Consider the following 26,932-nt stretch of genomic DNA (forward strand, 5'->3'; position numbering starts at 1 on the left):
TTGCTCTCTCCTGGAATCAAGGGTTTTACCGATTCCTAGGAGTTGAATGTGTCCATGCCTTTAAGAATTTTGGTGTGAGGCAAAATGGGAGCCGTGCACATGATTTCCACCACCGAGGTTGTTCGCGAAGACAGAGCGTCGCGAATGCTTTGTTCCAGTTCTTCAGGCTTGCTCACCCGAACGGATTGTGCCCCACACGCTTTCGCTAGAGCCGTATAATCCGGATTGGGAATTTGGGAACCAAGCGTGTGTAATCCTTCTACCATCATTCTGTTTTTTTCCATCGCATAGGACTGGTTATTCATGATGATCAATGTGAGCGGCAGATTATAGGCAACTGCGGTGATCAGCTCGATGATGGAGTATGCCACCCCGCCATCACCAGCTACGCTTACCACCTGACGGTCCGGCTTAGCCAGCTGGCAAGCGATTCCCGCTGGCAAGCCAAAGCCAAGTGTCCGCCACGTCCCAGAGATGATCAGCTTCTGGTGCTTATACTGAAAAATCCGTTCAAACCAGACAGTGTGGTCCCCTACATCAATGGAGATGATCGCATCTTCGGCGACGCATTTTTGCAGGACAGAGACAGCGTAAGCGGGAGAGATGGCATCAGTCGGGGACTCCACCTTCGACTCTTGCTGGATTCTTTTGTTCCACTCCATTTTTTTCTCCGCGATCTCAGACAGATACTGTTCGTTTTGCTTTTGCTGCACGATCGGGATGAGCTGAGATAAAGCCTTTGACATCTCTCCGACCACAGGTGCTGCTACCGGGCAGCTGGCACCGATATTTTCGGCCTTAGCGTCGATTTGAACCATTTGAATCGTCTGTGGCACATAATCCGCAGGCCACCAGGTTGCCCCGAGCACAATGCAAAGATCTGCCTTTTCCAATAGCTCCCGCGATATTTCCGTACCCGCATGACCGAGACCACCCACAAACAACGAATGATCATTGGGAACAAAGCTTTTCGCCGGCATGGTTGCCATCAGCGGCGCCTGAATCTTCTCCGCAAATTGAAGGGCGTAGTACTGCGCGTTTTCGATGCCGCGACCTGCTAAAATCACCGGACGCTTCGCCTTGTCTATCAGTTGTGCCGCCTTTTGTATTTGTTCAGGGCTGGGCATCTGTGGCCCTGCTTTTACCGGCAAAGGAAAGAAGCCCCCTGAAACCGGAAGCTGCCAAATCTCCTTTGGTATGGAAAGATGGGCTACACCGCCTTTATTCAGCGCTGTCTTCACTGCTTTGTTCAGCAGCTTTGGAAAACCATGACTATCGGCGACCAATGAACTGAAATCAGCAAGCGGTTGAATGAATAGCTGCTGGTCAATATCTTGCACGCCACCCAAGCCGATTTCTGTGCTTTGTACTTGTCCGCTAACCACCAATACAGGTACGCGATCCGCCCAGGCATCACCCAATCCATTGATGATCGAGGCCAAACCGGGTCCGCTCGTGCAGGTACAGACCGCCAGCTTTCCGGTCAGCTTCGCTTCTGCGGACGCCATCAGCGCTGCGTTCGTCTCATGACGGCATGCGATATATGTAATCTTTTTTTGTTTTCCCAATTCATCGAGCAAGTACAGATTCGCATCTCCAATCACACCGTACACCCGCTCCACTCCCCAGAGTGTAAGCTGTTGTACGAAATGCTGGGCGACATTCCGTGTCATGGCATCGTGCCGAACCTCGCTTGTTTTCGCTTCTTTTTGCGCTACCGCGTGCATTTTCACCATTCCTTTCCCCGCTTACTATAAGGAATGGCAATAGATTTTATACTCGAAGTCAAATACCTTTCTTTGTTGATTATCATGTAGAAAAGGCATCTCCATATATTCATATAAAGTCGCATAGATTCAAAAGGAGGACAGAGATGGTCCTGAGATTTGAAACAGATCGATTATTGATTCGACTCTTCGAACAATCCGATGCCAAAGTGGTTCAAGTGTTAGCTGGGGACGAAAAAGTAGCACGCACAACCCTCTCCATTCCGCATCCTTACCCCGATGGAGCGGCAGAGAAATGGATTGAGAGCACTCATCAATCCGTCGAAAAAGGAGATAGCTATACTTTTGCTTTAGTAAAAAAAGAAGACCAAGAGTTAATTGGATGTATGCTCCTGGATGTTACAAAAAATCATCTGCGTGCCGAGCTGGGCTATTGGCTGGGTCATCCTTTTTGGGGACAAGGCTTTGCAACAGAAGCTGCCAAGAAAATGGTTGCATTTGGATTTGAAGATTTGGGACTAAACCGCATTTTCGCAGCTGCGATGACCAAAAACCCTGGCTCTTGCAAGGTGATGAAGAAAATCGGGATGAAACACGAGGGCACTTTTCCCCAGCATGTATGGAAGTGGGGAAGCTTTGAGGATATAGAGCTTTATGGAATGGTCAAATCTGATTATGGTAAAGCTTTGCAAGCTTGCGGGGATGAATAGGTTATAAAAAGTGGCAGCTTCGAATGGATGTTCCATGTTCCCAAACTGCTACTTGTTATTGCATCCTCCTTCTATGTGGTCATGTCAAGTGCTATCAGATAGATCAAGGGAATGGCCGCAAGCAAAATCTGGATTGATCTGCGGATTACCAGAGTGTGGACAAAGAAAAACACAAAAGTATTTACGAGACAAGTAATTGCTACGAAAATCGCCAAATCCGGAAACCGGAGAAGTCCTGAAATGACGACCCCTGCAGTAATCGTAGCAGCCAGTAAGTAGCCGAAAAATCTATGCAGGTTGCGCGAGAATCGGAATGCATCCACCAGACAGGTTAAAAGCGCTCCGAAAATCATAAACGGCAACGCGTACGTGGTCATGATCATGCCCAATCCATAGTAAATCTTTTTCATATCAGTTTCCGCATGTGCAATCCATTTGAACAAAGCGAAGCAAATCATGGTCACAAAAAAGCAGACTCCTACCGCTGCTAATTTTTTTAGAATCATGAATGCCTCCTGTTGATCCGACTTGACAGCTACCTTTCAGCCCCACTTTTTTAGATTACCAGTTATTTGCAGTGAATACGAATATGAAATGCCGTCTTTTCGTCGAGAAATATGACTGACTAAGGAAGTTAGTCACGGATGATGGTACAATATTGCGAAAGCTATCGGCATCACAGTAAAAAATTTCTAACATTAACGAAAAAGGTGATACGAATGCCAAATATGAATTGGGCTGTGCTTAACTCATTGCAACTCGGTAAATACGCTGAATATTTCGCCAAGATGGAATTCGCCTCTTATGGACTAGAAGTATTTTCATCGGAGGTCGATGACCGGGGAATTGATTTCATTGTAAAAGATACAAAAGGACGTTTCTCTGAAATCCAAGTCAAATCCTTAAGGGGGACTGGCTACGTTTTTGCTCAAAAGAGTAAATTCGATATTAGCAACCCCAACCTGTACATGGCTCTACTGATTTTCAAAGACGGGCAATTGCCAGAATTCTTCTTAATCCCTTCCCAAGCGTGGGAAGCCCCTAACGAGGTTTTTGTAGACCGCAATTATGACAAGCCCGGACAAACAAGCAAACCCGAATACGGAATTAACATCTCGATTAAAAATGATGACATCCTAGAGACCTTCAAATTTGAAAAAACCATTCAAGACTTTTTATCCTCTTCTGTGAACTAACATACAGGACAAAAATTCCCTGACACCCACCAAAAAGCTGGCCGAGGAAAAAAGGAAGAAAAGCGAAGGTATTTGGATCTTGACCCAGCCGCAATGGAAAAGGCGGAACACGCTTTCAGCGGCCAACCCTGAATCACTCCCTGGAATCGGCTGCTTTTGGCCGCGGTTCCGCCTTTGGAATGGAGGCGGCCCGGATTGACCTACAGAGAAGATCCCACCCCACCTGAGCGTTCTTCCTTTTTTCCTCCCCTCCACCATAGTCGGTGGACCACCAACCCCAAAAAGGTTTTTTACATATAAGCCACCGTTTATATTGTCAAAGTTGGTCAGGGATTGTACAATAAAAGATGAAACTGATATGCTGTTTTTTCGTAAACTTGATTAGCAAGACCATCTATATCGATGCATTCATGAAGTTGACATACACGAAGGAGTGATTTTGCGTGATCCTGTTTCACCCGATGGACTTTCTGATCTTTATCGCTTTTGGTCTGTCTTTATGGGCCCAGTTCCGCGTCAAAGGGACCTTTAACAAATTTGCGGAAGTCCCTGCTTCCTCCGGCATGACCGGTGTTGAAGCCGCCCGCCGCATGCTGGATGCCAACGGACTGACCAATGTCGCCGTCGAGCACATCCCTGGCACACTGACTGACCACTACGATCCGACTTCACGCGTGATTCGCCTGTCTGACCCGGTCTACTTCGGCAATTCGATCGCAGCGCTCTCTGTCGCTTGCCACGAGGTCGGCCACGCCATCCAGCACAAGGTATCCTATCCAATGCTGGTCGCGCGTCACAAGATGTTCCCTGTAGTCAACCTGGTGTCTGGCTCTGCTCCTCTGCTCTTGCTGGCCGGATTCTTCTTTAAAATGTCGGGACTGCTGCTCCTGGGGATCATCTTCTTCTCCGCTGCGGTCGCTTTCCAGCTGGTAACTTTGCCAGTCGAATTCGACGCCAGCAGCCGTGCGAAACAACAGATGGTCAAAATGGGCTTCATCCGCAATACGGAGGAAGGCGGCGCAAGCAAGGTACTCGGTGCCGCAGCACTCACGTACGTAGCCGCTGCTTTGATCTCCGTCCTGGAATTGGTGAAGTACATCATGATCTTCCGCAGCTCAGACGATTAATCGATAGAATGACGAACAAGGTACAGATTCCTCCTGTTGGGGGACTGTACCTTTTTTTCTTGTGCTGCGCTACAATATTCCTGGAGGTGTGACTATGAAAATCGGAATAATCGGACTTGGCAGCATGGGCCAGATGCTGGTCACGGCCTTTTGCAAAAGCAAAGCAGTGTCCCCTAAGGATCTGCTCGTGTACAACCGAACGCGTGAAAAAGCGGACAGAATGCAAGAGACCTATGGCGTGACAGTCGCTTCTTCCGCTGAGGAAGTCGGACATAGCGCTGACTTGCTCTTTGTCTGCACCAAGCCATTGGATCTGCTCCCGCTCGTGAAAGAGCTGTCCCTCCCCTCTCAGGTTCATCTCGTATCCGTAGCGGCTGGTGTCAGCATAGAAGATCTTGAAGCCGTACATACAGGCCCCGTGAGCAAAGTCATTCCCACCATCACATCACAGGAATTGCGGGGAGTTTCTTTGTATACATGCAGCAGCAGACTGACTGGAGAACAGCAAAAACAGTTCGCCTCCCTGCTCTCATCGATTGGGACAGCGCAAGAGGTTTCCGAGCAGGAAATCGAGACGGCGACGATTCTGACCAGCAGCGGACCGGGACTGTTGGCAGGAATCATGGAGTCCTTTGCCCAGGCTGCTGTACGCAAGTCGCCGGGACTTTCCCTCGATACGGCGAGAAAGATGTTGGTGGAAACGATGCTGGGTACTGCCCAGCTGCTGCAATCCGAACAGCTTGGCTTTGACCAGCTGATCGAGCGGGTGGCCACCAAGGGGGGCATCACCGAAGAAGGACTTCGCGTGCTGGAAAAAAGACTGCCTGCCGGATTCGACGAGCTGTTTGACATGACCGAGTCCAAGCATGCGCTGCTCAAAGAGCGGGTTAAACAGCAGGCTGCAAACAATCAAGAAAAAGGAGACTAGATGATATGAAAATCGGTTGGATAGGTTTGGGAAACATGGGAGTACCGATGGCAAGCAATCTGCTGCAAGCAGGCTACGAATTGTATGTCTGGAACCGCACTCCGGAAAAAACGGCGGTGTTGTGCGAAAACAGGGCCAAACGCGCTGACTCGCTGGAGCAATTGGTAGAGACTTGCGATGTACTGTTTACGATGGTAAGTGATGATGCAGCCGTAAAGGAAATCTACACCGGTACGGACGGGATCCTCGCTTCTTCTGCTGTTCGCGGCAAACTGGCTGTCGATATGAGCACCATCTCACCGGATACCTCCCGGACTATTGCAGAGCAAGCCAAACAAGCCGGTCTGCGCTTCCTCGACGCGCCGGTCTCGGGAAGCGTCGGGCCTGCCAGAGAGGCGACTCTCGTCATCATGGTTGGCGGTGAACAAACGGACTATGAAGAAGCCAAGCCGATGCTGGACAAGCTGGGCAAAATCGCTTTGCATATGGGTCCGAACGGGGCTGGAACATCCGCCAAGCTGGCGATTAATCTCTTGCTGGGCATTACGGTTCAGGGCGTTTCCGAAACCCTGCTCTTTGCCCGCTCGCTCGGGATCGGCACGGAGCAGATGCTGCAAATCATCTCGGAAAGCGCTGTCGGCACTCCCTTGATCCGCGGAAAAGCCGCATCGATTTTGGCTGACGACTATCCTGCCGCTTTCGCCTTGAAGCATATGACGAAGGATTTGCGCCTCGCGCGCGAAGCAGGTGTTTCCACTCCTTTGGCGGAATCGGCAGCCGCCACTTACCGCCACGCCTTGGAGGAAGGTTTGGGAGATCTTGATCTGATGGCGATCCTGCGGCATTTGGATAGCAGCAAGTAGAAAAAAAGGAGAGCATCCAGTGTATCCTCTGGCATGCTCTCCTGCTTTTTTACGCGAGAGGTGCTTTCAGCCGTTCATTGAGCAGCTTGGCGGCGGACAATGCCCGCTGATCCTGCAAAATATCCCCGGGCTTGTTCCCTTCCCCGATGATGTAGCCCGCGAAGGGCATCCCGACGAACTCAAAAATGTACTGGAACTGCAAAATGAGGGGCAAGCCTTTGATATGGGGCTGATCCCCGCCTGTCGCGATCACATACGCTTGTTTTTGCCCAAGCGCTTCCTTGAAGGCATAACGCTTGTCTCGCAAGCTCTGGGACCAGCGATCGACGAAGTTTTTCATATGGCCCGACATGCCGTACCAGTAGATCGGTGTGGCAAACAGGAGGAAATCATGAGCAAGAACTGCTTCGATCACCGCATCGTACTCATCTTCCACATCCACGAAGCCCCCTGGTTCGTGCCTTTGATCCAAAATGGGCCTGATGTGCTTTTCCCGAAGACGAATCGACGTATGCGGAATCCCGACCAAAGCCAGGTTGGTCAATTCCTCTGTATTGCCATGGTCGCGAGAGCTTCCTTGCAAAACCAGAATGTTCATCCTGCACTCCCCCTGTTTCTCAACTCGATACGTTAACAGATTTTGCAGAACGAGCCTGATGAATGCGCAGCGAAAGGAAAACAGCTCCTGCCAGCAATACGGCAGACAAATAATAGACTGCCCGCGGTCCCTGCCACTCTGCAAAAGCCCCCATCAAGAGCGCAGACAGACCAAAGCTGAGCGAATCAATCGTGTCTTTGGCCGACATGACGTACGGTAGTGTCGATTCCGGTGCCGCTTGTTGCAGCACCGTCTGCTTCGCGATCAGCTGCATTTGAAAAACCGGTCCGAGCAAAAGGGAGAACAGCAAAGCTGCAAACTGGTCGCTGCTGCCAGCAAATAAAAAGGTAAGGATGCTTGCGCCGATCGTACCCAAAAGAATCCAGCGGGTCAAATGCTGCTGCAACCGCTGGGCAGCCGCCATCAAAACGGAAACGCCGATAATCGAGCCAAGCATGTACCCCGCATTGATATACCCCCACCACTCCTCGCCTTGTCCCAGAACCTTCAGAACAAACGGCAGGATGATGGCAGCGATCCACACTCCGCTCGACAAGCCAATCAATACATCCATCACGACGATCAGGCGCAGCCTGCTTTCCCTACGTATCCACTTCCAGCCCGTCATCCAGTCTGTTTTTTCCGTCTGCTCTTCCATCTCAGAACGCGGGACATACCCGATTCCCAGCATGGCCCATGCAGCCAGACCATATGCGCCAACCGTTCCCCACAGCACGTTGTCAGCACCGAGCATGACAACCGCTATGCCGCCAGCTGCCCATCCAGCGAAGTAGACCGTCTGATCAGAAGCCGCAAGCAATCCGTTAGCCCGAAGCAGAACATCGCGGGGGACCAGCCGTGGTACCAACGCATTTCGTGCTGGTGTAGCCCAGCCGTCCAGATACGCTATCAAGGCTATCAGAACGAATAACAGCAATCTCCCTTCCTCAGCCGCTGCAGCAGCGATGACAAGCAATGCAGTTTTTACAGCCTGCGAAGCAAACAGGATGCGCTGCAGGGAAAAACGGCGAAACAACAAGGGTGCTGTCAAACTCCCAGCCGATCTCATCGTAACATTCACTACCGGCACCATCGAGGTAAAAAAGATCGAATCCGTCGCCGTGTAGATGACGGTAATCACTGCCACAATATAAAAAACATCCCCCAGATTGGCCAATGACTGACCCGCCCAGAGGAATAGAAAACGTTTATTCCACATGCCATGCAACCCCCTGTCGGTTCAGAACTCCATTTTTGTTCTGTTGCAAAGGAAATCTCATTTCCTGACCGACATCTTCTTACAATGGAGATGCACCTCATTTTCTTTCAAGTAGCCCCATTATATTCCAGGTTCCGATTCCTGTACAGCGCGTTTGCCAAAAAAGCTGTAGTACACCCAGCCTGCATTGATCAGCAAGAAAGCGCTGGTCATCCAGAATACGCCGCTGATGCTGATATACCCCGCTACGAATCCCCCGATCATCGGTCCCAGCATGCTGCCGATGCTGACGAAACTGTTGTTGTACCCGTAGACGCGGCTGATCATATGCGTAGGCGTAGCCCTGCGCAGCAAGGCATTCACAGAAGGCAGCAAGCCACCGAGCGACAGGCCCAAGAGAAAGCGCAGCAGCACCAATTGCCATACAGCATTGACGAAGCCTTGCGGGATAAACAGCACGCCTGCCATAATCAGCGATCCCAAAAGAACCTTTTGCGAGCCGTAGCGGTCACCGAGCTGGCCTAGACGCGGGGACGCTGCTACGTTGGCAATTCCCATCGCAGCCTGCACAATCCCTGCCCACAATGCCACCTTCGTTCCCTCGGGCCCAAGCAATTGGGATATGTAGATCGGCAATACCGGAACAATGCTGAACAGTGCGAACTGGATCATCACCGTCACGAAAAAGAGTGCAGGCAGTTTTTTCGAGGAAAAAATCATGTCAAAATCCTGGCGCAAACTCGACTGGTTGCGTTTTTCCGGCGGCGTAAACTTCTCATGAACGGTAAACGTAATAACCAAAGTAGCGAGAAACAAAATACAGCCGGTAAAGACGAAGATCATCCGAAAGCCGATATAATCAGCCAAAAGTCCGCCAAATAGCGGCCCCATAATCGTACCGGCTGTGATGAATGATTGGAGCAGCCCTTGTGCCCAACCGATTTTCTCTTTCGGCACGGAAGAAGCCACCAGTGCCGTACTGGCAGGGGTGATGCCGCCCACCAGCCCGTTGACCAGACGCAAAGCCAATAATTGCCATAAACTTCCTGCAAAGCCCGTCAAGGCTACAGTAATGGACATAAAATAACCGGAGCGCAGGATCATGATCTTGCGCCCGTGTTTGTCAGCCAGGTTTCCCCAAATCGGAGAGACGAGACCCGCCGTTAAAAAGTTCGCTCCAAAAATAATACCTGCCCACATCGTGACCTCATGCGGGTCCTCAATCCCAAAATCCTGCTGGATATAAAGGGGCAAAAAAGGCATGACCATGCTCATTGCGACCATGACGAAAAACAGGCATCCACATAAAACGTATAAATTCCGCCGCCATGTTTCCACCCATATCTCCTCCGTTCCACTGCCTGACCTAGAAGTTCCCGCTTGCCTCCTACTGCGGTTCGGGCGCAGCCCCCAGATCTTGTACATGCCACAAGGTGTGATACACGCCTTTTTGCGCAAGCAGTTCTTCATGACTGCCCTGTTCGACAATCTTGCCTTCCTTCATCACGACGATTTTGTCCGCGTGGGTGATGGTCGACAGGCGATGCGCGACGATGATGGTGGTTCTTCCTTTGGTGAGACGAGCCAAAGACTCCTGGATCATATGCTCCGATTCCAGATCGAGGGCTGAAGTCGCTTCGTCCAGGATCAGAATGCCGGGATCACGCAAAAAGACACGTGCTATGGCGATGCGCTGTTTCTGTCCGCCAGACAGCTTTACGCCACGCTCGCCCAGCTCCGTCTCGTACCCTTCCGGCAGCTCCATGATGAAATCATGTGCATTGGCGGCTACAGCGGCACGTTCGACTGCTTCCTGGTCCGCATCCGGATCACCCATCATGATGTTCATTTTTGCCGATTCACTGAACAAAATATTATCCTGCAGCACCATCCCGATATGATGGCGCAGATTGCGCTGCTTCACATCGCGAATGTCGATGCCGTCGATCGTGATTCTTCCCTCTGTCACGTCCCAAAAGCGAGGCAGCAGACTGATCAGCGAAGATTTTCCTCCCCCCGACATCCCGACCACCGCCACAGTTTCTCCCGGGTTGATCGTCAGATTGATGCCGTCCAGCACGAGAGGTCCTTCCTCCCGGTAGCGAAACGAGACATTTTCAAACCGGATCTCTCCGCGAATGCGTCCTGTATCGGGATCGAGCGGCATTTCCTTCGCATTCGGCTTGTCGGTAATATCATACGCTTCGTCAAGGAACTCAAACATCCGGTCCATCGAGGCGATCGATTGGGTCAAGACGGTAGACGAGTTGACCAACCGGCGCAACGGCGTATACAAACGGTCCAAATACACGTAGAAGGCGACCAATGTCCCTACGCTCAGCCCGCCGGTTACCACCTGGTAGCCCGCATAGGCGATGACGAGCAACGGCGCGATGTCCGTCACGGTATTGATCACGGAAAAGGTTTTCGCATTCCAGCGGGTATGCGCCAAGGCCTTTTGCAAAAAGTGATTGTTCTCCTTGGCAAAAATCTTGCTCTCGTGCTTTTCCAGTGCAAAGCTGCGAATCAGGGACATGCCGCCGACCCGCTCATGCAAATGCCCTTGCAGATGGGCCAGCGCTGCCGAACGGTCCTTGGTCAATTGACGCAGCCGCTTGTAAAAATATTTGACTGCAAAACTGTATAACGGAAAAACGATAATGGCCACAATCGTCAGCTCCACATCCATGTAAAACATGACGCCGAGCGTAAGAGCAATGGTGATTAAGTCGAGCCAGAGATTCATCAGTCCGGTCTCGATAAAGTTTTTGGTCGACTCCACGTCATTGATGACCCGTGAAATCACTTCGCCTGTCTTGTGGTTGTTGTAATAGCGCATGGAGAGGCGTTGCAGATGGCCAAAAAGCTGATTGCGGATGTCGTATAAAATGCGGCTGGAGACCCACTGGGCGTAATACTGGCGGATGTATTCCACAGGGGCGCGAACCACCGTAAACAGCAAAAATGCCCCGAGCATCAGCCAGAATAATTGACGCAGCTTCTCCCCTTGCGGCAGCGGACTGGGTAAAAGATCGTCAATCACGTATTTGATTAAAAGCGGAAGCAAGAGAGGGATCGTAAATTTGATAATGCCAATCAAAATGGTGCCGGCGATCTGCTTCCAGTACGGCTTCACATAGCTCATATAACGCCGGATGCTCAAGCAAAAGTCCCTCCTTCGCAAACAAGGAAATCCCTCCCCCGTACCTCGGGAAAGGGATTATTCCTCATCATCTCGTACCAATTGGTAACGGTCGTACCAACGCTGAACAAAGCCACTTTGAAACGGTCCGCGTCGGGCACGCACCCATTCTACAACCTCACGCAACGCAGACTGTACGCGCTCCACCACAAATGGAGGGTAATTCATCTGTTTGCTGTGCAAAAGGAATTCCTCTTCATCCAGGATGGAATACGTCATATCTGGATATACCTTCACATCCAGATCATAGTCTATGTAGCTGAGAAGTTGACCTTTCATGCTGAATGGCGAACCAATATTACAGTAATAGTAAATTCCGTCGTCGCGGATCATCGCGATCGTGTTAAACCACTGACCGCGACCGAATGTACAAATGGCCGGCTCGCGCGTACGCCACTCCCGCCCGTCTGCCTCTGTCACCTTGACCCGATCGTTGCCTCCAATCACTACCGCGTCACTGGTATGAATCAACGTCGTTTTGTCCCATATGCGGTGCAACGAATGGTCATGTTTATAACTTTCAATGCGGATATTGGAGCCTGGAGTTGGCGACATTGACTCTCCCCTTTCTTCTCTTCTCTATCTGATTGGGGACAAGCCTCCTTCAAGAAGAGAGCTTTTTGGAAAGTGTAACATATTTTTGCACTTCATAACCAAGCGAGTGGTAAAAAGGAAGCACTCCGGGATTGTTCTGGTTGACCATGATCAGAACGCGATTGACGCCTCTTTGTTTAAAACGCTTTTCAATCGCTTCCACCAGTTTGCGGCCAATCCCGCTCCCCTGCATGCTGGGTAATACAGCCAGGCGGTGGAAATAGGCACGAGCACCATCAATCGTCCCTACTACCACGCCGACAACCTTGCCTTCCTGTTCTGCTACCATCACCAAATCGCTGTCCCACGCTAGCTGTTGAGCCAAATCGTTTAACGACTCCGTTTCCGTTTGGTCCAAGCCGGTTTCTTGCCAGATACTTGTAATCGCCGAGTAATCACCGAGTCGAAACGGACGAATCAGCATGTTATGCCTCCTTCGTAGCCTTCTTCACCTATTGTACACCAGATGGACAACTTTGTCTTGCCTGTGAACGACCCAAAATCTGCTTCGATCCCCTACCTGGTACCACTTAGGTTAACAAAGAGATGCCCCCGTCGACAATCAGTGTTTGTCCGCGAACCATCCATGCCTTGTCCGAAAGCAGAAACATGACTGCGTTTGCCAAATCCTCCGGCTCGACGATGCGGCCTGCTGGCGTACGTGCTGCCGAGCTGCCCAATAATTCTTCGCGGTTGGGAAAATGACGCAGCGCATCCGTATCCACTGCTCCGCCGGAAACTGCGTTGACCACGATATTATGCTGGGCCAATTCGACTGCCAGATAGCGAGTGATTGCTTCTACCGCAGCTTTGGACACCCCGACTGCTGTATAGTTTTCCAATACACGGATGGAACCCAGACTGGACAAAGAGACGATCTTCCCGCCGTTTCCGCCCTTGATCATTAGTTTTGCCGCTTCTTGCGCACAAAACAACAAAGCCTTGCTGTTAATTTCCATGGTCCAGTCCCAATGGCTCTCTTCCAGCTCCATCAAAGGACGCAAAACGCCGGACGCCGCATTATTTACCAATACATCAAGCCGGCCAAACTCCCGGTCGATCTCCGCAAACAATTCCTTGATTTTGGCTACATCGCCGACATTTGCTTTGACGAGATGCACACGGGCGCCTTTTGCCTCCAGCTCAGCTGCTGTCTCTCTCGCAGCGCTTCTGTTGCGCAAATAATTCAACACGAGATCATAGCCTTGCTCTGCCAGTTGCAGGGCGATTGCTCTGCCGATCCCGCGTGTTCCACCTGTTACCAGTGCTACTTTTTTCCCCGTACTCAAATGAAATGCCTCCTATCACACCAACTATTAGTATCTGGTACTAAATTCTGAAAATCACTTCATTATTATACCTCTCTCTATTCCGTTTTGCCACCAGATGCATGCGGGCAGGATGACTGCAATTCAAATTCCAAGCCATACTAAACATGCAAATGGTCGCAGACCCAAACAGATAAGGCGTCACTGCCGCATGGAAAGGGGACTCATGGCATGTACATAGGAAGGGATTTGGCAGAATTAACGATGATGTCCATGGAGGACTGGGAGACGACAGAGCTGTTGTACTTTCATCATGTGTGTTCCCAATTGGCTCCCTATCTCAGTGCGGAAGGGGCCTCCCTGCACACGAAAATGATCCGGGAGCTGGAAGATCGAGGTCCGGTAGGCGGAGACAGCGGCGGATGGGATCACTCCTCTGCCCCCATCTATGATTAACCTGATTCTTCCGCAAAGGAGGCGAACAAATGAAGACGAAATCCAATTCCAGCCAAGTCTGGACCATTGTCGGCCTTGTCGCATTCAGCGTTCTGGCTATGATTGGCTTGGTCTACATGTTCTTTTAGGAAGCTGGCGGTTTGCCCGCCTGCTGTCGCGCATCATTATCAGAATAAACTTTCTTTTTTAAAACAGGCAAAAATTGCTTTACATCATGAAAAAAATACCATATCCTATTTGTAAGATTCACACACTACAACGAAGGAAAGGAGGCTGCGACAACATGATGACCACAATGCTTACTTTGAATGATCGTGCATGGAATCTTCTTGTTGCTCCAACTTCATATGGCAGCGCCTCCTGGACCGACGAATTGTAGTATAGACACAATACGTGTCTTCCTTATTCCTTACTCGTCAGATACCAGACCGCAGGCGTGTGCTTGTGGTCTTTTCGTTCCCTTTTTCGTGATGAAAAGACCGCAGAGCTTTGCCCGCGGTTTTTTTGGTTTCCAAATTTTTGAAAGGAGGTGATCGGTATGGTACTGAACTTTCTCTATTTCCAGGTCAAGATCGAGCGCAAAAAGGAAAGCGTCGAACAGCGACTCGCAAAGGTTCAACAAGAAAGCTACCTGGAAAAACGCGCAGAAGCATACGCTCTGGAAGCGGCTCATTTGAATGCGCGCATCTAAATCATTTTTGAATTCATGAGGAGGGATTTTGTATGAACAACAAACATAGACGTCAGATGATGAGATTGACAGGAGTCAAATCGATAGAGGGGCTCTGACTGCACCGGAATTATACGGAAGGGAGGCGTATATAGGATGTACATTCCCATGATTTTTTTCACCATTACGATCGAACGGCGGAAAGTGACTCCTGAGCAAAAATGGGCCAGATACCAGCAAGAACAAGCCATTGCTCAGTGGGAAGATCAGAAGCACCAGATCTACACGCAGTTTCCTGAATACTGTATTCGCTAAGGAAACGGCTTGAATAAGGCACGGTAATCGAAGGAGGCTATCCCATCGTCTGTTGGCATCGGGATAGCCTCCTTTTCCTTATTAGTTTGCTTTGTTTATTGGCTGCGGCTTCCACAGATGAATGATCGGCCAGCCATCCCAATCCCGCGCTACTTTCAACGCTCCATCGACTCGGATCACATCCATTTGCCCATCGGCGGGAATGATCAGTGCGGGAGCGCCATCCCAGTATTCCAGACGAATCTCCATTTTGTAATGATACGTGACCGAGCTGTCCTCATTATCCCGGATCTTGCTAAATTCCGTGATCGCCACATGCATATTTGCCTTCTCTTGGACAGCGATTTGGTAAGCAAAAGAAGCCTCGCGATTGTTCGTATAATCCTGGTATACCTTATCTGTCGCGTATTCCTTTATCTGCTGATGTCTCTGGTTGATAAAATCCTCCAATACCTGGTCGATATCTGCTTCTGTCCCGGCTTCCTTGATCTCGATCTGGTACTGAACTTTTTTTAAATGCATCTGCCAACTGACGGGCTTCCTCATCTGCATCAGGACTTGAACAGCCAAACAGCGCCAGTGCCGCCATGCACAACAGGATCATTTGTTTATACATGCCCCCACCCCCTCATCCCATATTTTAACATATATTCCACCCGATTTCGTTGATTCAAAACAAAAAGACATGCTCGATCGCTGCCGATACCATGCCTTTTCGTGTAGTTATTTGTTTATCTGTGAAGCATCGCCTTGATTTTGTGATGCGCTACCGGGAAGGTGTAGGCATCCAATTCCTCGACGGCGGCAAAGCGAGCTGTCGGAGGAAGCTCCTCTCCCTCGATCCAGTCGCAGAGCCATACTTGCATATTCCATTGCAGATGGGAAAAGGTATGCTGCACTTCTCCCTGCATCTCGCGAACCTCCACCTCTACGCCAAATCGCTCCTGCATTTGCTGGGTCAGCAGGTCTTTTTTGGCTGCCTCTCGATCCACTTCCGTCTCCACCATAGGGAATTCCCACATGCCCGCCAGCAGTCCCTGTTCCGGGCGCTTGTTGATCAGGACGGCTCCGTCGCGCACGATCAAGGCTACCTGCATATGAACGGGACGCGGCGGTTTCGCCTTGCCCTTGTTCGGCAGCTCTTCCTGGACACCTTCCCGGCGGGCGATGCAGTAATCGAAGACCGGACAGGTGAGGCATTGCGGAGAACGCGGGGTGCAGACTATCGCGCCAAGCTCCATCAACGCCTGATTGAAGTCTCCAGCTCTGCCTTCGGGAATCACCTGGCGGACCAGATGCTCGATTTTGATCCGGGTGGCTGGCTTGGCGATGTCATCGGTCAGGTAGAGAAGTCTGGAAAAGACGCGCATGACATTGCCGTCTACCGCAGGCTCCGGCTTTTCGTAGGCGATACTCAGAATCGCCCCGGCTGTATAGGGGCCCACGCCTTTTAGCGTGCGAATTTCTTCCGGGGTGTCAGGCACGATTCCGCCGTAGTTCGCCTGCACTTCCCGTGCGGCTGTCTGCAAATTGCGCACCCGCGAATAATAGCCCAAGCCCTCCCACGCCTTCAGCACTTCGTCCTCGGGTGCTTCCGCCAGTGCCTGAACCGTCGGAAACTTCTCCATAAAGTTCATGTAGTACGGCTTTACGGTCTCGACACGCGTCTGCTGCAGCATAATCTCCGACACCCAGACCCGGTAAGGATCCCGATTGATTCGCCAGGGCAAGTCCCTCTTTTGGGAATCGTACCAGGCGAGCAAATCGCTGGAAAAACCAAATACATGAAATTCTTCCGGTAATGTATAACGCATGCTGATCTCCTTTGTTTACGATCGAACAGGAGCAAATGCCCAGATGTTCAATTTATTGGCCCCGCCTGCGATACAGGCACAGAATGCTTCATCCTGCAACCGCGTCTGCTTGATCTGTTCATACTGCTCCATACTGTCCACCTCGAAGGTTTCCACGAACAGGCCTGGCTGATCGCATCCTTCCAGACAGCGGTACTGACGCGCCCCCAGCCTGCAAGACACGGACTCCCTTTCAGCCAGGAGGGCAATTGCCTCCTCGCGCTTTTCCAAAATGAGCTTGTATTCGATAAATACCGTGATCATCTGGTCGATTCCTCCCTTGCAAGACAACTCCACTTCATCATACAATCCAGGTTAATAGGTAACAAGCGGACAATTTTTTTCAATTTCGTAAGGAAAATCTTATCGCCGGAACGTTATAATAAATACAAACAGGAGGCCAAGGCCTGGAAGGAGGGAGACAAGAGGTTCATGGACACGGCTACTCACTTTGCCATGGGTTTTGGACTCGCGGGACTCGCGCATCTGGACCCAATCGTGGCATCGACACCAGGACTGATGGAAGCTGTCATGCTTGGCACGGTCATCGGTTCACAGGCACCCGATCTGGACGGCCTGGTCCGCATCCGCGGCAGCGCTGCTTATATACGCAACCACCGGGGCATCTCCCACTCTGTGCCCGCAATCTTTCTGTGGACAGGAGCCATATTTGCCTTCATTCAGTTGTTCATGCCCCAAGCGAATTGGCTTCATCTGCTCGGCTGGATCTTTTTCGCTGTCTGTCTCCATGTTTTCGTAGACCTGTTCAACTCTTACGGCACCAAGGGCTTGTATCCGTTTCGAGACAAGTGGATCGCATTCAACACCATCTTTATCTTTGACCCTTTGATTTTTTCCGCTCATTTGTTGGGTTTTATGCTCTGGGCGTCAGGCATGCATCCCGGAAAGGTGTTTCTCGCGATCTACCTGCTGATCGCCTGCTATTACTATTGGCGCTTTCAGGTGCAGAAGCGCACCACTGAACTGGTTCGGCAAAAAATCGGACGCTCCGGGACGTACACCATCATTCCGACGTTGTCCTGGACACACTGGACCTTCGTCGCACGCACCGAGCAGATCTGGTATGTCGGAGAAGTCAACGCCGGTGAAGTCATCGTGCTGGACACCTTCAAAATCAAATCGGAAAATGAAATCATCGCCGCAGCCAAGGAATCGTTTCGCGTCAAATCCTTCCTTGCATTTACTCATCACGTCCACGTGGAGACCAAAGAGCGTCCCTTCGGCTACGAGGTGAAGTGGATCGATCTGCGCTATCGCTCCCGCTACCAGGGTAAAAGCCATTACATGTTCGTAGCGGTTGTCTACCTCGACTATGAATTGAATATTCTCGATTCATTCGTCGGCTGGATTCATCGCGGCGAAGAGCAATTGAACAAAAAGCTCGATCCTGACAAACAACTCAACTAAACATGAATGTGATGCCCGCAGTTTCTATACATGCGGGTTTTTTCTTGTGGTATCTGACCTGCATCAACTGATAAGATTTGCACCTTTTAACCAAGTCAGGCAGGAGATACGATGTTGCTATCCCATCTTTTGCATGAAGGAGAATGATCCCATGATTCCCATTCGCTACGCCAAACGAACGATTACTGACAAAGAACAAATCGATCAGTTCCTGTCACAGGCCAAAACCGGACATCTGGGCATGACGAACGGCATCGAACCGTACATCATCCCATTGAACTTCTGCTGGCTGGCGGGCAAGCTCTACTTTCACGGAGCGGATTCCGGACGCAAAATCGAGATGATTCAAGCCAACAACCGGGTCTGCTTCAGTGTTTGTGAAGAATACGGGACCATCGCCGATCCCGTCCCTGCCCATGTCGATACCGCTTATATGAGCGTTTTCTTGTCTGGCACGATCGAGCGCGTGGTAGAACCGGAGGAAATGCGCGAAGCCATGCAAGCGATGCTGGACAAATACGTGCCCGGCTATTTCTCAGAGCCTTTGCCATTGCAGCATGTGTTGAAGTATCGCTCCAGCATGGGGAGCGTCACCGCCGTGTTTCGGATCACACCCGATACCATCAGTGCCAAAGGAAATCTGGCTGGCGACGAAAAGAAGTTTTTTCACGGCCGGAAAGTAGAGCAGGATGTGTAGCTCGCGTAAAAGCATGAAAAGACACGCCTATTCCGTGATGAACAGGCGTGTCTTTTTCCTTTTTCGAGAAACATTACAAATTTGCCGGAGCTGTCATCCCCGTCGTAATGGCCAGTCTGTTCCAGCAGTTGATGACGTTTATCGCCATAATTAGCGAGACGATCTGCTTCTCTTCAAAATGTTCCCTCACTTGCGCATATACGTCCTCGGAGACGCCGCGTTCTGCGATGAGAGTCACAGCCTCTGTCAAAGCGAGGATGGCCCGCTCCTCCTCGCTGTATACATCTGCTTCCCGCCACGCGTTCAGCAAATAGATACGCTGCTCGGTTTCCCCGAGCTTTCTTGCGTCCTTCGTATGCATATCCAAACAAAAGGCGCATCCGTTGATCTGGGAGGCTCGTATTTTGATCAATTCGAGCCACTTGGGCTCAAGACCGCTCTCGCTCACAAACTTCTCCAGCTGGCGCATGGTTTGATATGCTTCCGGATTTGCTACTCTGTGATTCATTCTGGCTTTCATGAAAATCCATCCCTTCCCCTCTAAAAATGTGTTGCCGTACTCATAGACGAGAAGCCCCGCGGTTTTGTGACCGCATTTAGAAAAGATGTTTCACTTTATCGGGATTGAGCAAAATGTAGATTCGTTTGATTCGCTCCAGGTCTTCGTCCAGGACGAAACTGATCGCTGTCGGCCGCATCTCCGCTCCATACATCAGAATCCCCGGCTGGCCATTGAGCGAGCAAATTTGCTGGATACCGCTCCAGTTTCGGGAAACCCCCAGCAAAAATGCCACGACATGCTTGTCGGGACTGATCGGGCGAATAGCTGCCCGGGTCTTGCCGCCGCCATCCGAAATGAGAACAGCGTCCTGGCTCAACAAGCGGATCAAGGCTGCAGCATCCTCTTTTTGAATCGCATCGACAAACTGCTCCACCAGCCTTTGGGCGTGCTCGGGCTGGACGTCTACCCGCATCTGAGCGGCTTGAATCTTCTGCTGCGCACGGTTGTACAGCTTGCGGCAAGCCGGTTCTGCCCGTTCCAGCATTTGAGCGATCTCACGATATTCATACCCCAGCGCCGATCTCAGCACATAGACGGCACGCTCGGACGGCGACAGGTTTTCCATCAAAACGAGGAGCCCATACGAGATGGCCTCCTCTTGGATCAACGCATGCAAGGGATCGCCGTTGCCGTCCACATCAGGCAACGGCTCCGGCAGCCACTCGCCGACGTAATGCTCCCGTTTTCTGCGCGCCGATTTCAAGAAATCCAGGCAGCGATTGGTCAGCACCTTGCACAGATAGCTTTTCATATGGTGAATGTCTCCGATGTCGTCTCGTGCCAAGGTGAGAAAAGTCTCCTGCACAATATCCTCCGCTTCGCTTACGGTTCCCAGCATGCGATAGGCGATGGAAAACAACAATGGTTTGTACTCGCGGTACACATCCTCCATCTGCATGCTAATCATTTCGCGGAACCAAACTGCCAGATCGTATGGCTCAGGCTGTTGTAGCGAAAACTGATGTGCAATCGCTCCGCCGTACGCACATCATCTGCAGCTCCCATCGCATAGATGAGCGGAACAAAATGCTCGCTTCCATATACGGGAACCGCCTTCTCCGCGTGTGGCGCCAAGGAGCGGTAGTTCGCAAGGTCTTCCACGTTCCACGCTGTCAGCGTATTTTGGAGCCAGTTCTCGAACTCCACAGCCCAATCGTAGGCAGCACCTGAGGTCTCCCGCATGTTGATGAAGGAAAAATTGTGGATGGTGCCGCCGCTACCCAGAATCAACACATCCTTGGCACGCAGAGGAACCAGAGCACGACCGATCGCATATTGCTGCTCCACGGTCAGCTGCGGATTTACCGACAAAGAGATAACGGGCACATCAGCATCGGGATAGATCATGCGGAGCACGACCCAGTGACCGTGGTCCAGGCCTCGCTGTTCGTTCATTCGGACCGGCACACCTGCATTCTGCAGCAGTTGATACGTCTCCTCTGCGATTTCCCGATCTCCCTTGGCTGGATACTGAATCTCATAGAGTTCGCGGGGAAAACCGCCAAAGTCGTGAATCGTCGGGTAGACATCCATCGAGCCTACCTCCTGCAGCGGCGACTCCCAGTGGGCAGAGAAAATGACAATGGCCCGAGGGCGACGCGGCAACCTGTCTGAGAGCTGATTCAAGGCTTGCGTATAGCTGTTATCTTCAATCGCAAGCAACGGCGCACCGTGTGCGATGAAAAAGGATGGCATCATGTTTCAACAACCCTTTCTTTTGTTAACTTAGTTACTTTTAGTAAGTATTATTATAACGGAAAACGAGTACCATTACTATCCTTTCCAGAAAAAATGATTTGGGATATGCGTATTTGCTTATCTGAAAATAGAAAACATACACTAAATTCTATCAATTCATTGACCGTCTTGGACAAGGGGCTGTATAATTTGCAAAACAATGTTTTCTAGTTGAAAACAAAGTGAGGAGTTGCTTCTATGAAAACCAACCATTTCACCTGTTTGCTGGCGATCCCGATGTCTGCTGCACTCGTCGCCTGTTCTTTATTCTTGCCGATGCCGTCTTTCGGAGACGGCAAAGCATACGCTCAAGCAACTGCGGCGCAAGCCAATCAAGTACCTGCTATCACTGTTACTCTTTTGGGAACTGGCTCTCCACTTCTCAGCATGGAGCGTTTCGGTCCTTCTACCCTCGTGGAGGCTGGTGGGGAACGTTTGCTGTTCGACGCAGGGCGCGGTGCTGCACTTCGACTAAGCCAACTTTCCATCATGCCGGGGGAAATAGACAAGCTGTTCCTCACTCACTTGCATTCCGACCATACGATTGGCATCCCCGATGTCTGGCTGACAGGTTCTCTGCCTACAGCAGGAAAAAGGGCTACTGAATTCCAGGTATGGGGTCCCCAGGGCACCAAAGAGATGATGGTCAACTTGGCAAAAGCCTATGAGGAAGATGTAGCCGTCAGAAAGGAAAACCAAAATGAAGTTCTGAAAGGTTTGGATGCAATCGGACACGATATCGAGGAAGGGGTCGTCTATGAGCACAACGGCGTTCAAGTTGTTGCTTTTCTCGTCGATCACGGCCCCATGGAGCCAAGCTATGGCTACCGGGTGAATTACAAAGGGCACTCCGTTGTCATCTCCGGTGATACGCGCTACAACGAGAATTTGATTCAATACGCGAAAGGAACGGATTTGATCATCCACGAGGTAGCGGCGGCCAAACCGGATGAGAAATCGCCGGCGATCCAAAAGATCTTGGACATTCATACCACCCCTGAGGAAGCAGGAAAAGTATTCAGCCAGGTACAACCGAAGCTCGCCGTCTACTCGCATATCGTCCTGCTCGGCGGCTTGACAGATGCAAATGCCAACCTCGCTGTGAGAACGAGCAAGGTATTCGACGGCAATGTGGTAGTCGGCGAGGATTTGATGTCTTTCCACATCGGCAATGACGTGCAGGTGAAAGAACCTCAATTCAAATATGTAAAATAAGTGTGGGAAGGATCTCTGGGGGCAAATTCTAGCCAGTTCCTATAGAGAAAAAAGGCTTGTCGCCTCAAGAAGCGACAAGCCTTTTCTATTAGAAGAAAGCTATTATTTCGCTGCAGCGAAACGCTTGCTTACTTCATCCCTGTTTACAACGTTCCAGAAAGCAGCGATGTAATCCGCATGTTGTATGTCAGAAGAACCGTCTTTGTACAAATAGATAATTTAACTGTGAACAGCGTTTACTTCCTTCTGATTTGACCTTGAATGGGGAAGTGCCAGGATTGCTACAATTGCCACTGCAACCCCCACTGCTCCTATCCAGGTCACCGAAGCGAGAGATACTTTTTCTACGGCAATGCCCCCAATTCCTGCACCAGCTGCCATGGACAATTGCATCATGGACTGATTAAGGCCAAGCAAAACCCCTGATGATTTCGGTTCGAGCGTCGCCAAATGATATTGTTGCGTTGGTCCGGATGACCAAGCAGAGAATGACCATAGGATAAGAATAGCGAATACTGCGGCTGTAGAATTCGATACCACAGACAGTAAAATCAGCATCAGGATATGAAGCGCCATTCCCCCGATCAATGTAGCAGCTACTCCCCACCGATCCGTGCTATAGCCACCAAACTTTGAACCGACGAGGCTGGCGATCCCAAAAATCAGCAAAGCTGTGCTGAGGAGATCACTGCTGATCCCGGAAACGGTGAGCAGATAAGGAGTCAAATACGTATATGCAATCGAATACCCGCCTAACCAGAAGAAGGTAATGGATAATCCAATAGCTACTTTTTTCTTTTTCAGAAGGGCAAGTTGTTGAAGCAAAGGTACGGACTCTTCCCCTTTTGTACGAGGTATAGTCATAAAGATGACAATCATGGCAATGATTCCGAACAAAGCGATTCCACCAAAGACAGATTTCCACCCAAACGCTTCTGCCATCATTCTTCCCAAGGGAACCGACTAGCCTGCTTGCCGGAAGGAGCGATTTTTGCCGCAATGTTCAGTGCGGAAACAACAACCATACCAGCGCCTAGCGCCATGATCATGCGAGCAAAAACAAACCATCCATACCCGGGAAGTGCAAACGAAAGAATGTTTCCCAGAACAAACAAACCAAGAGCGTAAACCATCAATTTGCGTCTATCCATACTTGCCGTGAGAGTCATCAGAATGGGGGTTCCAATCGCATATACAAGCGAAAAAATAGTAATGAGCTGACCTGCTGCAGCCAACGTAATTCCAAACGAATGAGCAATCTTATCCAAAATCCCGGATATGATGTACTCTGATGTTCCGACTAAAAAGCTGACGATGGCCAAAAGGTATACTTTCCATGTGTTCTCCATATTCATCTCTCCTACTCTTGCTTTTATATAAATACATATCGCGATATGTCGATATGATAAACGAAAAAACAATTCGCAAATTGTCGATTCGTTTGGTGAAAACGAAACCGAACCCCTATACAGGAATTCAGTTTCCTCTCCTTACAGCTCTTCCTGAAAAAAATGAGCTATGGCGCGAATAGCCTCCTCATCTCTTTGATAATAAGTAAATTTGCCGATACGCTTCGTTTTGATTAGTCCGGCTCGTTGAAGGATGGAGAGGTATTGTGAAGCCGTTGATTGCGTCATGTTCAACTTGTCTGTGATTTGGCTCACACATACCCCAATTTCGTTCATATCTATTCCTTCGTGAGGAATAAAGTGACGTTCTGGTTCTTTCAGCCATTGCAGGATTTGCAATCTAGATTCGTTGGACAGTGCTTTAAAAATATCCATTGGTTTCATACGCATTATTATATCGTTAATTTTCGATATGTCAATATCGATCCAAGGAACTGGCATAGCCAAAAAAAAAGGCTTGTCGCCTCAAAAAGCGACAAGCCTTTTCTATGAGAAGAAAGCTATTATTTCGCAGCAGCGAAACGCTTGCTTACTTCATCCCAGTTTACAACGTTCCAGAAAGCAGCGATGTAATCAGGGCGTTTGTTTTGATAGTTCAGGTAGTAGGCATGCTCCCATACGTCCAGACCCAGGATTGGCGTTTTGCCTTCCATGATTGGGCTGTCTTGGTTTGGTGTGGAGGTGATGGCTACTTTGCCGCCATCTGCGATCAGCCAAGCCCAACCGGAACCGAAGCGGCCAGTCGCTGCTTTCGCGAATTCAGCCTTGAAGTTGTCGAAGCTGCCGAATGCTGCGTTGATCGCGTCAGCCAGTTCGCCAGTTGGCGCGCCGCCGCCATTTGGAGACATAACTTCCCAGAACAGAGTGTGGTTGGCATGTCCGCCGCCGTTGTTGCGAACTGCTGTGCGGATGCCTTCTGGCAATGCGTCGAGGTTGCTGATCAGCTCTTCTACGCTTTTGCCTTGCAGGTCTGCATGTCCTTCCAGAGCTGCGTTGAGATTGTTCACGTATGTCGCATGGTGACGTCCGTGGTGGATCTCCATAGTTTGCTTGTCGATGTGTGGTTCCAGCGCGTCGTGCGCGTATGGCAATGCAGGAAGTTGATGTGCCATTGTAACATTCCTCCTTCAAATTATGTATGGTTCAAGCCACACCCTTATTATAGTTCAAGAGATACACTTTTACAACAAATCGGTATGCAAAGTATCGTAATCTAGCAAGTTCGATGAGTATTTTCCATCTTGCAATCAGAAATGAGAGTGCTAGACTTGGAGTATTCCTTTTACTCCTCAGAAAATCAGGTGATAAAACAATGGAAATGGACTTATCTACGGTTCTCATTCTCGCAATTTTTGGGTTTATCGCCGCCTTTATCGACAGCACGGTCGGAGGCGGCGGACTGATCTCCCTGCCGGCCTTGCTCGGCTTGGGCATGCCGCCTTATCTGGCGTTGGGAACGAATAAGCTGGCGGGCACGATCTCTTCCGCGACCAGCTCCGTCACTTTTATCCGCAGCGGCAAGTTTGACAAAAAGCTGATGCTGATCCTCTTTCCCGTCTCCCTGGTCGGTGCCTTTATAGGAGCAAAGGTCGTCCTCTTCGTCCCGCAGGAGCTGCTAAAAGTTCTGGTCATCGTAATGATGGGCCTGATTTTTGTCTACACCCTGTTCAACAAACGGTTTGGCCAGGACACCCAATTCAAGGGGCTGACTCGTTTTACTCTCGGTCTGGGGATTCCTCTTACTTTTCTCATCGGCTTCTATGACGGCTTTTTTGGCCCTGGTACGGGCTCGTTCTTCGTTTTCCTGATGGTGTTGTTGTTCGGCTATGATTTTGTCATCGCGGCAGGCAATGGACGGATACTGAATCTGGCGAGCAATATAGCAGCACTTACCGTTTTTATCGTCGAAGGGAAGGTTATCTTCCTGACTGGTCTCGTGATGGGTGTTGCGATGCTACTCGGTGCATCCCTCGGGGCTCGGGTGGCGATCAAAACAGGTGTCCGCTTTGTCCGCCCGCTCTTTTTAATCGTTTCCGTTGCACTGATCAGCAAAATGGTGTATGAATTGGTTCTCATGCCTTAGTTGGTCAGAAAGACGCGGGGTCACTTCCATTTGAATGAAGTGATCCCGCATTTTTTGGTTGGTTGTGCTCCAGCTTTAGCGGTGGAGAGAAAAAAGAGGGAAACGCTCCAGCGGGTTGGGATCTTTGCTGGGAGTCATTCCTGGTCGTCTCCATTCCAAAGGCGGAACCGCGGCCAAAAGCAGCCACCTCGAAGAGGTGTTTCAGGGTGTAGAGTAGAGAACTGACGTTTTCTGGCGACCGTTTGGTCGCCTTACTCCTTTCAGTTCCCCCTCATCAAACCGTACGTGAGGTTCTCCCTCATACGGCTTTCCGATGTTCTTCTTTCCTTGGCATTCGGTTATCGCGTACGGCAAGCTTCACAAGAATTCCTCTTGTAGCTTTTGCTATCTCTCTCATCCGCGCATGTCTCGCTTGTTTATTCCTTTTCTTGTTGTTAAAGAGCACAAGTCTTGTCAGAACATACCAGTCGATGCGACATAACCACTTAGCTCCTATGGGTGAAAGTGAATAATAATTCTTGAAACCTTGAAGTTTTCGATTCAGCCCTTGTATCAGCTCGTCTAGTGACCAGTACAACTTGTTGCGCGGTTTGGTATACTCTTTGATTTTCCTTCTCATTTCCTTCATAGCCTTCTTGCTCGGAATGTGTGACATGACGTACATTTTCTTTCCACCCTTGAGAAGAATGGGAAATTTTCGATGGTGTAAACCAAGGAAGTCAAAGCCCGTCGTATTGTCCCAGATATTAACCAGTCGAGACTTTTCTTTACTAAGTGTAAGGTCCAGTTTGTTTAGTACCGCTTTTATGACTTGTATACTTTCCAAAGCGTCTTGTTTCGATCTACACATGATTACAAAATCATCCGCATATCGGATCAGCTTCCCAAGATGAGTGAATTGCTTCTCCCAAATCGTGTCCATGTAGTCCAAATAAATATTTGCCAACAGTGGAGAGATTACCCCTCCTTGCGGAGTGCCCCATTCGGTTTCATGAAACTGTACATCTTCCATGACGCCCGCACGGAGCCAGTTCCGAATCAGCTTTAGTATCCTGCGATCAGAAATCCTTTTCTC

Annotated in this window: 30 protein-coding genes and 2 pseudogenes; 12 read left to right on the forward strand and 20 right to left on the reverse strand. The window is 50.1% G+C overall.

Annotated features, from left to right (window positions below; genetic code table 11):
• Positions 1 to 35: 35 nt before the first annotated feature.
• Entirely contained in the window at positions 36 to 1,736 is a 1,701-nt protein-coding gene (locus T458_RS37575; protein WP_084567936.1) for a thiamine pyrophosphate-binding protein, read from the reverse strand.
• Positions 1,737 to 1,873: 137 nt separating this feature from the next.
• Here T458_RS37575 and T458_RS37580 point away from each other — a divergent pair, with 137 nt between their 5' ends.
• The gene (locus T458_RS37580; protein ID WP_023556184.1) at positions 1,874 to 2,437 is read left to right on the forward strand and encodes a GNAT family N-acetyltransferase; all 564 of its coding nucleotides are present in this window, start codon (positions 1,874 to 1,876) and stop codon (positions 2,435 to 2,437) included.
• Between the two features lie 71 nt (positions 2,438 to 2,508).
• On the opposite strand, the gene T458_RS37585 is transcribed toward T458_RS37580, so the two are convergent.
• Positions 2,509 to 2,943, reverse strand: coding sequence for a hypothetical protein (locus T458_RS37585; RefSeq protein WP_023556185.1), 435 nt, complete (start codon positions 2,941 to 2,943; stop codon positions 2,509 to 2,511).
• Between the two features lie 138 nt (positions 2,944 to 3,081).
• Between T458_RS37585 and T458_RS37590 the strand changes: the two genes are divergently transcribed.
• The 4 genes from T458_RS37590 to T458_RS37605 all read left to right on the forward strand — a co-directional run bounded on the left by T458_RS37590 (position 3,082) and on the right by T458_RS37605 (position 6,551).
• The gene (locus T458_RS37590; RefSeq protein WP_023556186.1) at positions 3,082 to 3,633 is read left to right on the forward strand and encodes a hypothetical protein; all 552 of its coding nucleotides are present in this window, start codon (positions 3,082 to 3,084) and stop codon (positions 3,631 to 3,633) included.
• 446 nt (positions 3,634 to 4,079) lie between these two features.
• Positions 4,080 to 4,760, forward strand: coding sequence for a zinc metallopeptidase (locus T458_RS37595; RefSeq protein ID WP_031305587.1), 681 nt, complete (start codon positions 4,080 to 4,082; stop codon positions 4,758 to 4,760).
• Positions 4,761 to 4,854: 94 nt separating this feature from the next.
• Entirely contained in the window at positions 4,855 to 5,688 is an 834-nt protein-coding gene (locus T458_RS37600; RefSeq protein WP_023556188.1) for a pyrroline-5-carboxylate reductase family protein, read from the forward strand.
• 5 nt (positions 5,689 to 5,693) lie between these two features.
• The gene (locus tag T458_RS37605; RefSeq protein ID WP_023556189.1) at positions 5,694 to 6,551 is read left to right on the forward strand and encodes an NAD(P)-dependent oxidoreductase; all 858 of its coding nucleotides are present in this window, start codon (positions 5,694 to 5,696) and stop codon (positions 6,549 to 6,551) included.
• Positions 6,552 to 6,600: 49 nt separating this feature from the next.
• On the opposite strand, the gene T458_RS37610 is transcribed toward T458_RS37605, so the two are convergent.
• The 7 genes from T458_RS37610 to fabL all read right to left on the reverse strand — a co-directional run bounded on the left by T458_RS37610 (position 6,601) and on the right by fabL (position 13,453).
• Complete coding sequence (locus T458_RS37610) at positions 6,601 to 7,149, reverse strand: flavodoxin family protein (RefSeq protein ID WP_023556190.1); 549 nt, start codon at positions 7,147 to 7,149, stop codon at positions 6,601 to 6,603.
• A gap of 19 nt (positions 7,150 to 7,168) precedes the next feature.
• Positions 7,169 to 8,368, reverse strand: coding sequence for an MFS transporter (locus T458_RS37615; protein WP_023556191.1), 1,200 nt, complete (start codon positions 8,366 to 8,368; stop codon positions 7,169 to 7,171).
• Between the two features lie 120 nt (positions 8,369 to 8,488).
• The gene (locus T458_RS37620; protein WP_023556192.1) at positions 8,489 to 9,706 is read right to left on the reverse strand and encodes an MFS transporter; all 1,218 of its coding nucleotides are present in this window, start codon (positions 9,704 to 9,706) and stop codon (positions 8,489 to 8,491) included.
• Positions 9,707 to 9,755: 49 nt separating this feature from the next.
• The gene (locus tag T458_RS37625) at positions 9,756 to 11,531 is read right to left on the reverse strand and encodes an ABC transporter ATP-binding protein (protein WP_023556193.1); all 1,776 of its coding nucleotides are present in this window, start codon (positions 11,529 to 11,531) and stop codon (positions 9,756 to 9,758) included.
• Between the two features lie 57 nt (positions 11,532 to 11,588).
• Positions 11,589 to 12,125 carry a DUF402 domain-containing protein gene (locus tag T458_RS37630; protein ID WP_023556194.1) on the reverse strand — a complete coding sequence of 179 codons (537 nt, stop codon included), beginning with the start codon at positions 12,123 to 12,125 and terminating at the stop codon, positions 11,589 to 11,591.
• A gap of 49 nt (positions 12,126 to 12,174) precedes the next feature.
• Positions 12,175 to 12,588 (reverse strand): GNAT family N-acetyltransferase, encoded by a 414-nt coding sequence (locus T458_RS37635; protein WP_023556195.1) that lies wholly within the window; start codon positions 12,586 to 12,588, stop codon positions 12,175 to 12,177.
• Between the two features lie 106 nt (positions 12,589 to 12,694).
• Complete coding sequence (fabL, locus tag T458_RS37640) at positions 12,695 to 13,453, reverse strand: enoyl-[acyl-carrier-protein] reductase FabL (RefSeq protein ID WP_023556196.1); 759 nt, start codon at positions 13,451 to 13,453, stop codon at positions 12,695 to 12,697.
• A gap of 210 nt (positions 13,454 to 13,663) precedes the next feature.
• On the opposite strand from fabL, the gene T458_RS37645 reads away from it, so the two are divergent.
• The 3 genes from T458_RS37645 (at position 13,664) to T458_RS56415 (ending at position 14,873) form a co-directional block, all read left to right on the forward strand.
• A complete protein-coding gene (locus tag T458_RS37645) occupies positions 13,664 to 13,888 on the forward strand; it encodes a hypothetical protein (protein WP_023556197.1) in 225 nt (74 codons plus the stop codon).
• Between the two features lie 538 nt (positions 13,889 to 14,426).
• Positions 14,427 to 14,579 (forward strand): hypothetical protein, encoded by a 153-nt coding sequence (locus T458_RS57150; protein ID WP_023556200.1) that lies wholly within the window; start codon positions 14,427 to 14,429, stop codon positions 14,577 to 14,579.
• Positions 14,580 to 14,714: 135 nt separating this feature from the next.
• On the forward strand, positions 14,715 to 14,873 hold the full coding sequence (locus T458_RS56415; RefSeq protein WP_023556201.1) for a YrzI family small protein: 159 nt from the start codon (positions 14,715 to 14,717) through the stop codon (positions 14,871 to 14,873).
• Positions 14,874 to 14,954: 81 nt separating this feature from the next.
• Here T458_RS56415 and T458_RS37650 read toward each other — a convergent pair whose 3' ends face one another.
• From T458_RS37650 to T458_RS37660, 3 genes are all read right to left on the reverse strand, one after another.
• A complete protein-coding gene (locus T458_RS37650; protein ID WP_144083822.1) occupies positions 14,955 to 15,443 on the reverse strand; it encodes a hypothetical protein in 489 nt (162 codons plus the stop codon).
• A 161-nt stretch (positions 15,444 to 15,604) separates the two neighbouring features.
• Complete coding sequence (gene mutY, locus T458_RS37655; RefSeq protein WP_023556203.1) at positions 15,605 to 16,687, reverse strand: A/G-specific adenine glycosylase; 1,083 nt, start codon at positions 16,685 to 16,687, stop codon at positions 15,605 to 15,607.
• 15 nt (positions 16,688 to 16,702) lie between these two features.
• Positions 16,703 to 16,990 (reverse strand): MFS transporter, encoded by a 288-nt coding sequence (locus T458_RS37660; RefSeq protein WP_023556204.1) that lies wholly within the window; start codon positions 16,988 to 16,990, stop codon positions 16,703 to 16,705.
• A 168-nt stretch (positions 16,991 to 17,158) separates the two neighbouring features.
• On the opposite strand from T458_RS37660, the gene T458_RS37665 reads away from it, so the two are divergent.
• Both T458_RS37665 and T458_RS37670 read left to right on the forward strand, forming a co-directional pair.
• A complete protein-coding gene (locus tag T458_RS37665; RefSeq protein WP_023556205.1) occupies positions 17,159 to 18,154 on the forward strand; it encodes a metal-dependent hydrolase in 996 nt (331 codons plus the stop codon).
• Between the two features lie 151 nt (positions 18,155 to 18,305).
• A complete protein-coding gene (locus T458_RS37670) occupies positions 18,306 to 18,851 on the forward strand; it encodes a pyridoxamine 5'-phosphate oxidase family protein (protein ID WP_023556206.1) in 546 nt (181 codons plus the stop codon).
• A gap of 73 nt (positions 18,852 to 18,924) precedes the next feature.
• Here T458_RS37670 and T458_RS37675 read toward each other — a convergent pair whose 3' ends face one another.
• The 3 genes from T458_RS37675 to T458_RS37680 all read right to left on the reverse strand — a co-directional run bounded on the left by T458_RS37675 (position 18,925) and on the right by T458_RS37680 (position 21,111).
• Complete coding sequence (locus T458_RS37675; protein ID WP_023556207.1) at positions 18,925 to 19,371, reverse strand: carboxymuconolactone decarboxylase family protein; 447 nt, start codon at positions 19,369 to 19,371, stop codon at positions 18,925 to 18,927.
• Positions 19,372 to 19,447: 76 nt separating this feature from the next.
• On the reverse strand, positions 19,448 to 20,320 hold the full coding sequence (locus tag T458_RS0128650; protein ID WP_252989795.1) for an RNA polymerase sigma-70 factor: 873 nt from the start codon (positions 20,318 to 20,320) through the stop codon (positions 19,448 to 19,450).
• Complete coding sequence (locus tag T458_RS37680) at positions 20,317 to 21,111, reverse strand: dioxygenase family protein (RefSeq protein ID WP_023556208.1); 795 nt, start codon at positions 21,109 to 21,111, stop codon at positions 20,317 to 20,319. Before T458_RS37680 ends, T458_RS0128650 begins: the two co-directional genes overlap by 4 nt.
• A 237-nt stretch (positions 21,112 to 21,348) precedes the next feature.
• Here T458_RS37680 and T458_RS37685 point away from each other — a divergent pair, with 237 nt between their 5' ends.
• On the forward strand, positions 21,349 to 22,365 hold the full coding sequence (locus tag T458_RS37685; RefSeq protein ID WP_023556209.1) for an MBL fold metallo-hydrolase: 1,017 nt from the start codon (positions 21,349 to 21,351) through the stop codon (positions 22,363 to 22,365).
• Positions 22,366 to 22,467: 102 nt separating this feature from the next.
• On the opposite strand, the pseudogene T458_RS57460 reads toward T458_RS37685, so the two are convergent.
• The 4 genes and pseudogenes from T458_RS57460 to T458_RS37700 all read right to left on the reverse strand — a co-directional run.
• A pseudogene (locus T458_RS57460) lies at positions 22,468 to 22,539 on the reverse strand (superoxide dismutase); the annotation flags it as partial.
• Positions 22,540 to 22,584: 45 nt separating this feature from the next.
• Positions 22,585 to 23,714 (reverse strand): annotated as a pseudogene (locus tag T458_RS37690) (MFS transporter).
• Between the two features lie 141 nt (positions 23,715 to 23,855).
• Positions 23,856 to 24,158 carry an ArsR/SmtB family transcription factor gene (locus tag T458_RS37695; RefSeq protein ID WP_031305590.1) on the reverse strand — a complete coding sequence of 101 codons (303 nt, stop codon included), beginning with the start codon at positions 24,156 to 24,158 and terminating at the stop codon, positions 23,856 to 23,858.
• Between the two features lie 119 nt (positions 24,159 to 24,277).
• Complete coding sequence (locus tag T458_RS37700; RefSeq protein ID WP_023556211.1) at positions 24,278 to 24,886, reverse strand: superoxide dismutase; 609 nt, start codon at positions 24,884 to 24,886, stop codon at positions 24,278 to 24,280.
• 200 nt (positions 24,887 to 25,086) lie between these two features.
• Here T458_RS37700 and T458_RS37705 point away from each other — a divergent pair, with 200 nt between their 5' ends.
• Entirely contained in the window at positions 25,087 to 25,857 is a 771-nt protein-coding gene (locus T458_RS37705) for a TSUP family transporter (protein ID WP_023556212.1), read from the forward strand.
• Positions 25,858 to 26,155: 298 nt separating this feature from the next.
• On the opposite strand, the gene T458_RS37710 is transcribed toward T458_RS37705, so the two are convergent.
• Positions 26,156 to 26,932 (reverse strand): reverse transcriptase domain-containing protein (locus tag T458_RS37710; RefSeq protein WP_023556213.1); only part of this gene is annotated, 777 nt, incomplete at its 5' end.

Origin of the sequence: Brevibacillus panacihumi W25 (assembly GCF_000503775.1) — a bacterium.
Lineage (GTDB): Bacteria > Bacillota > Bacilli > Brevibacillales > Brevibacillaceae > Brevibacillus > Brevibacillus panacihumi_A.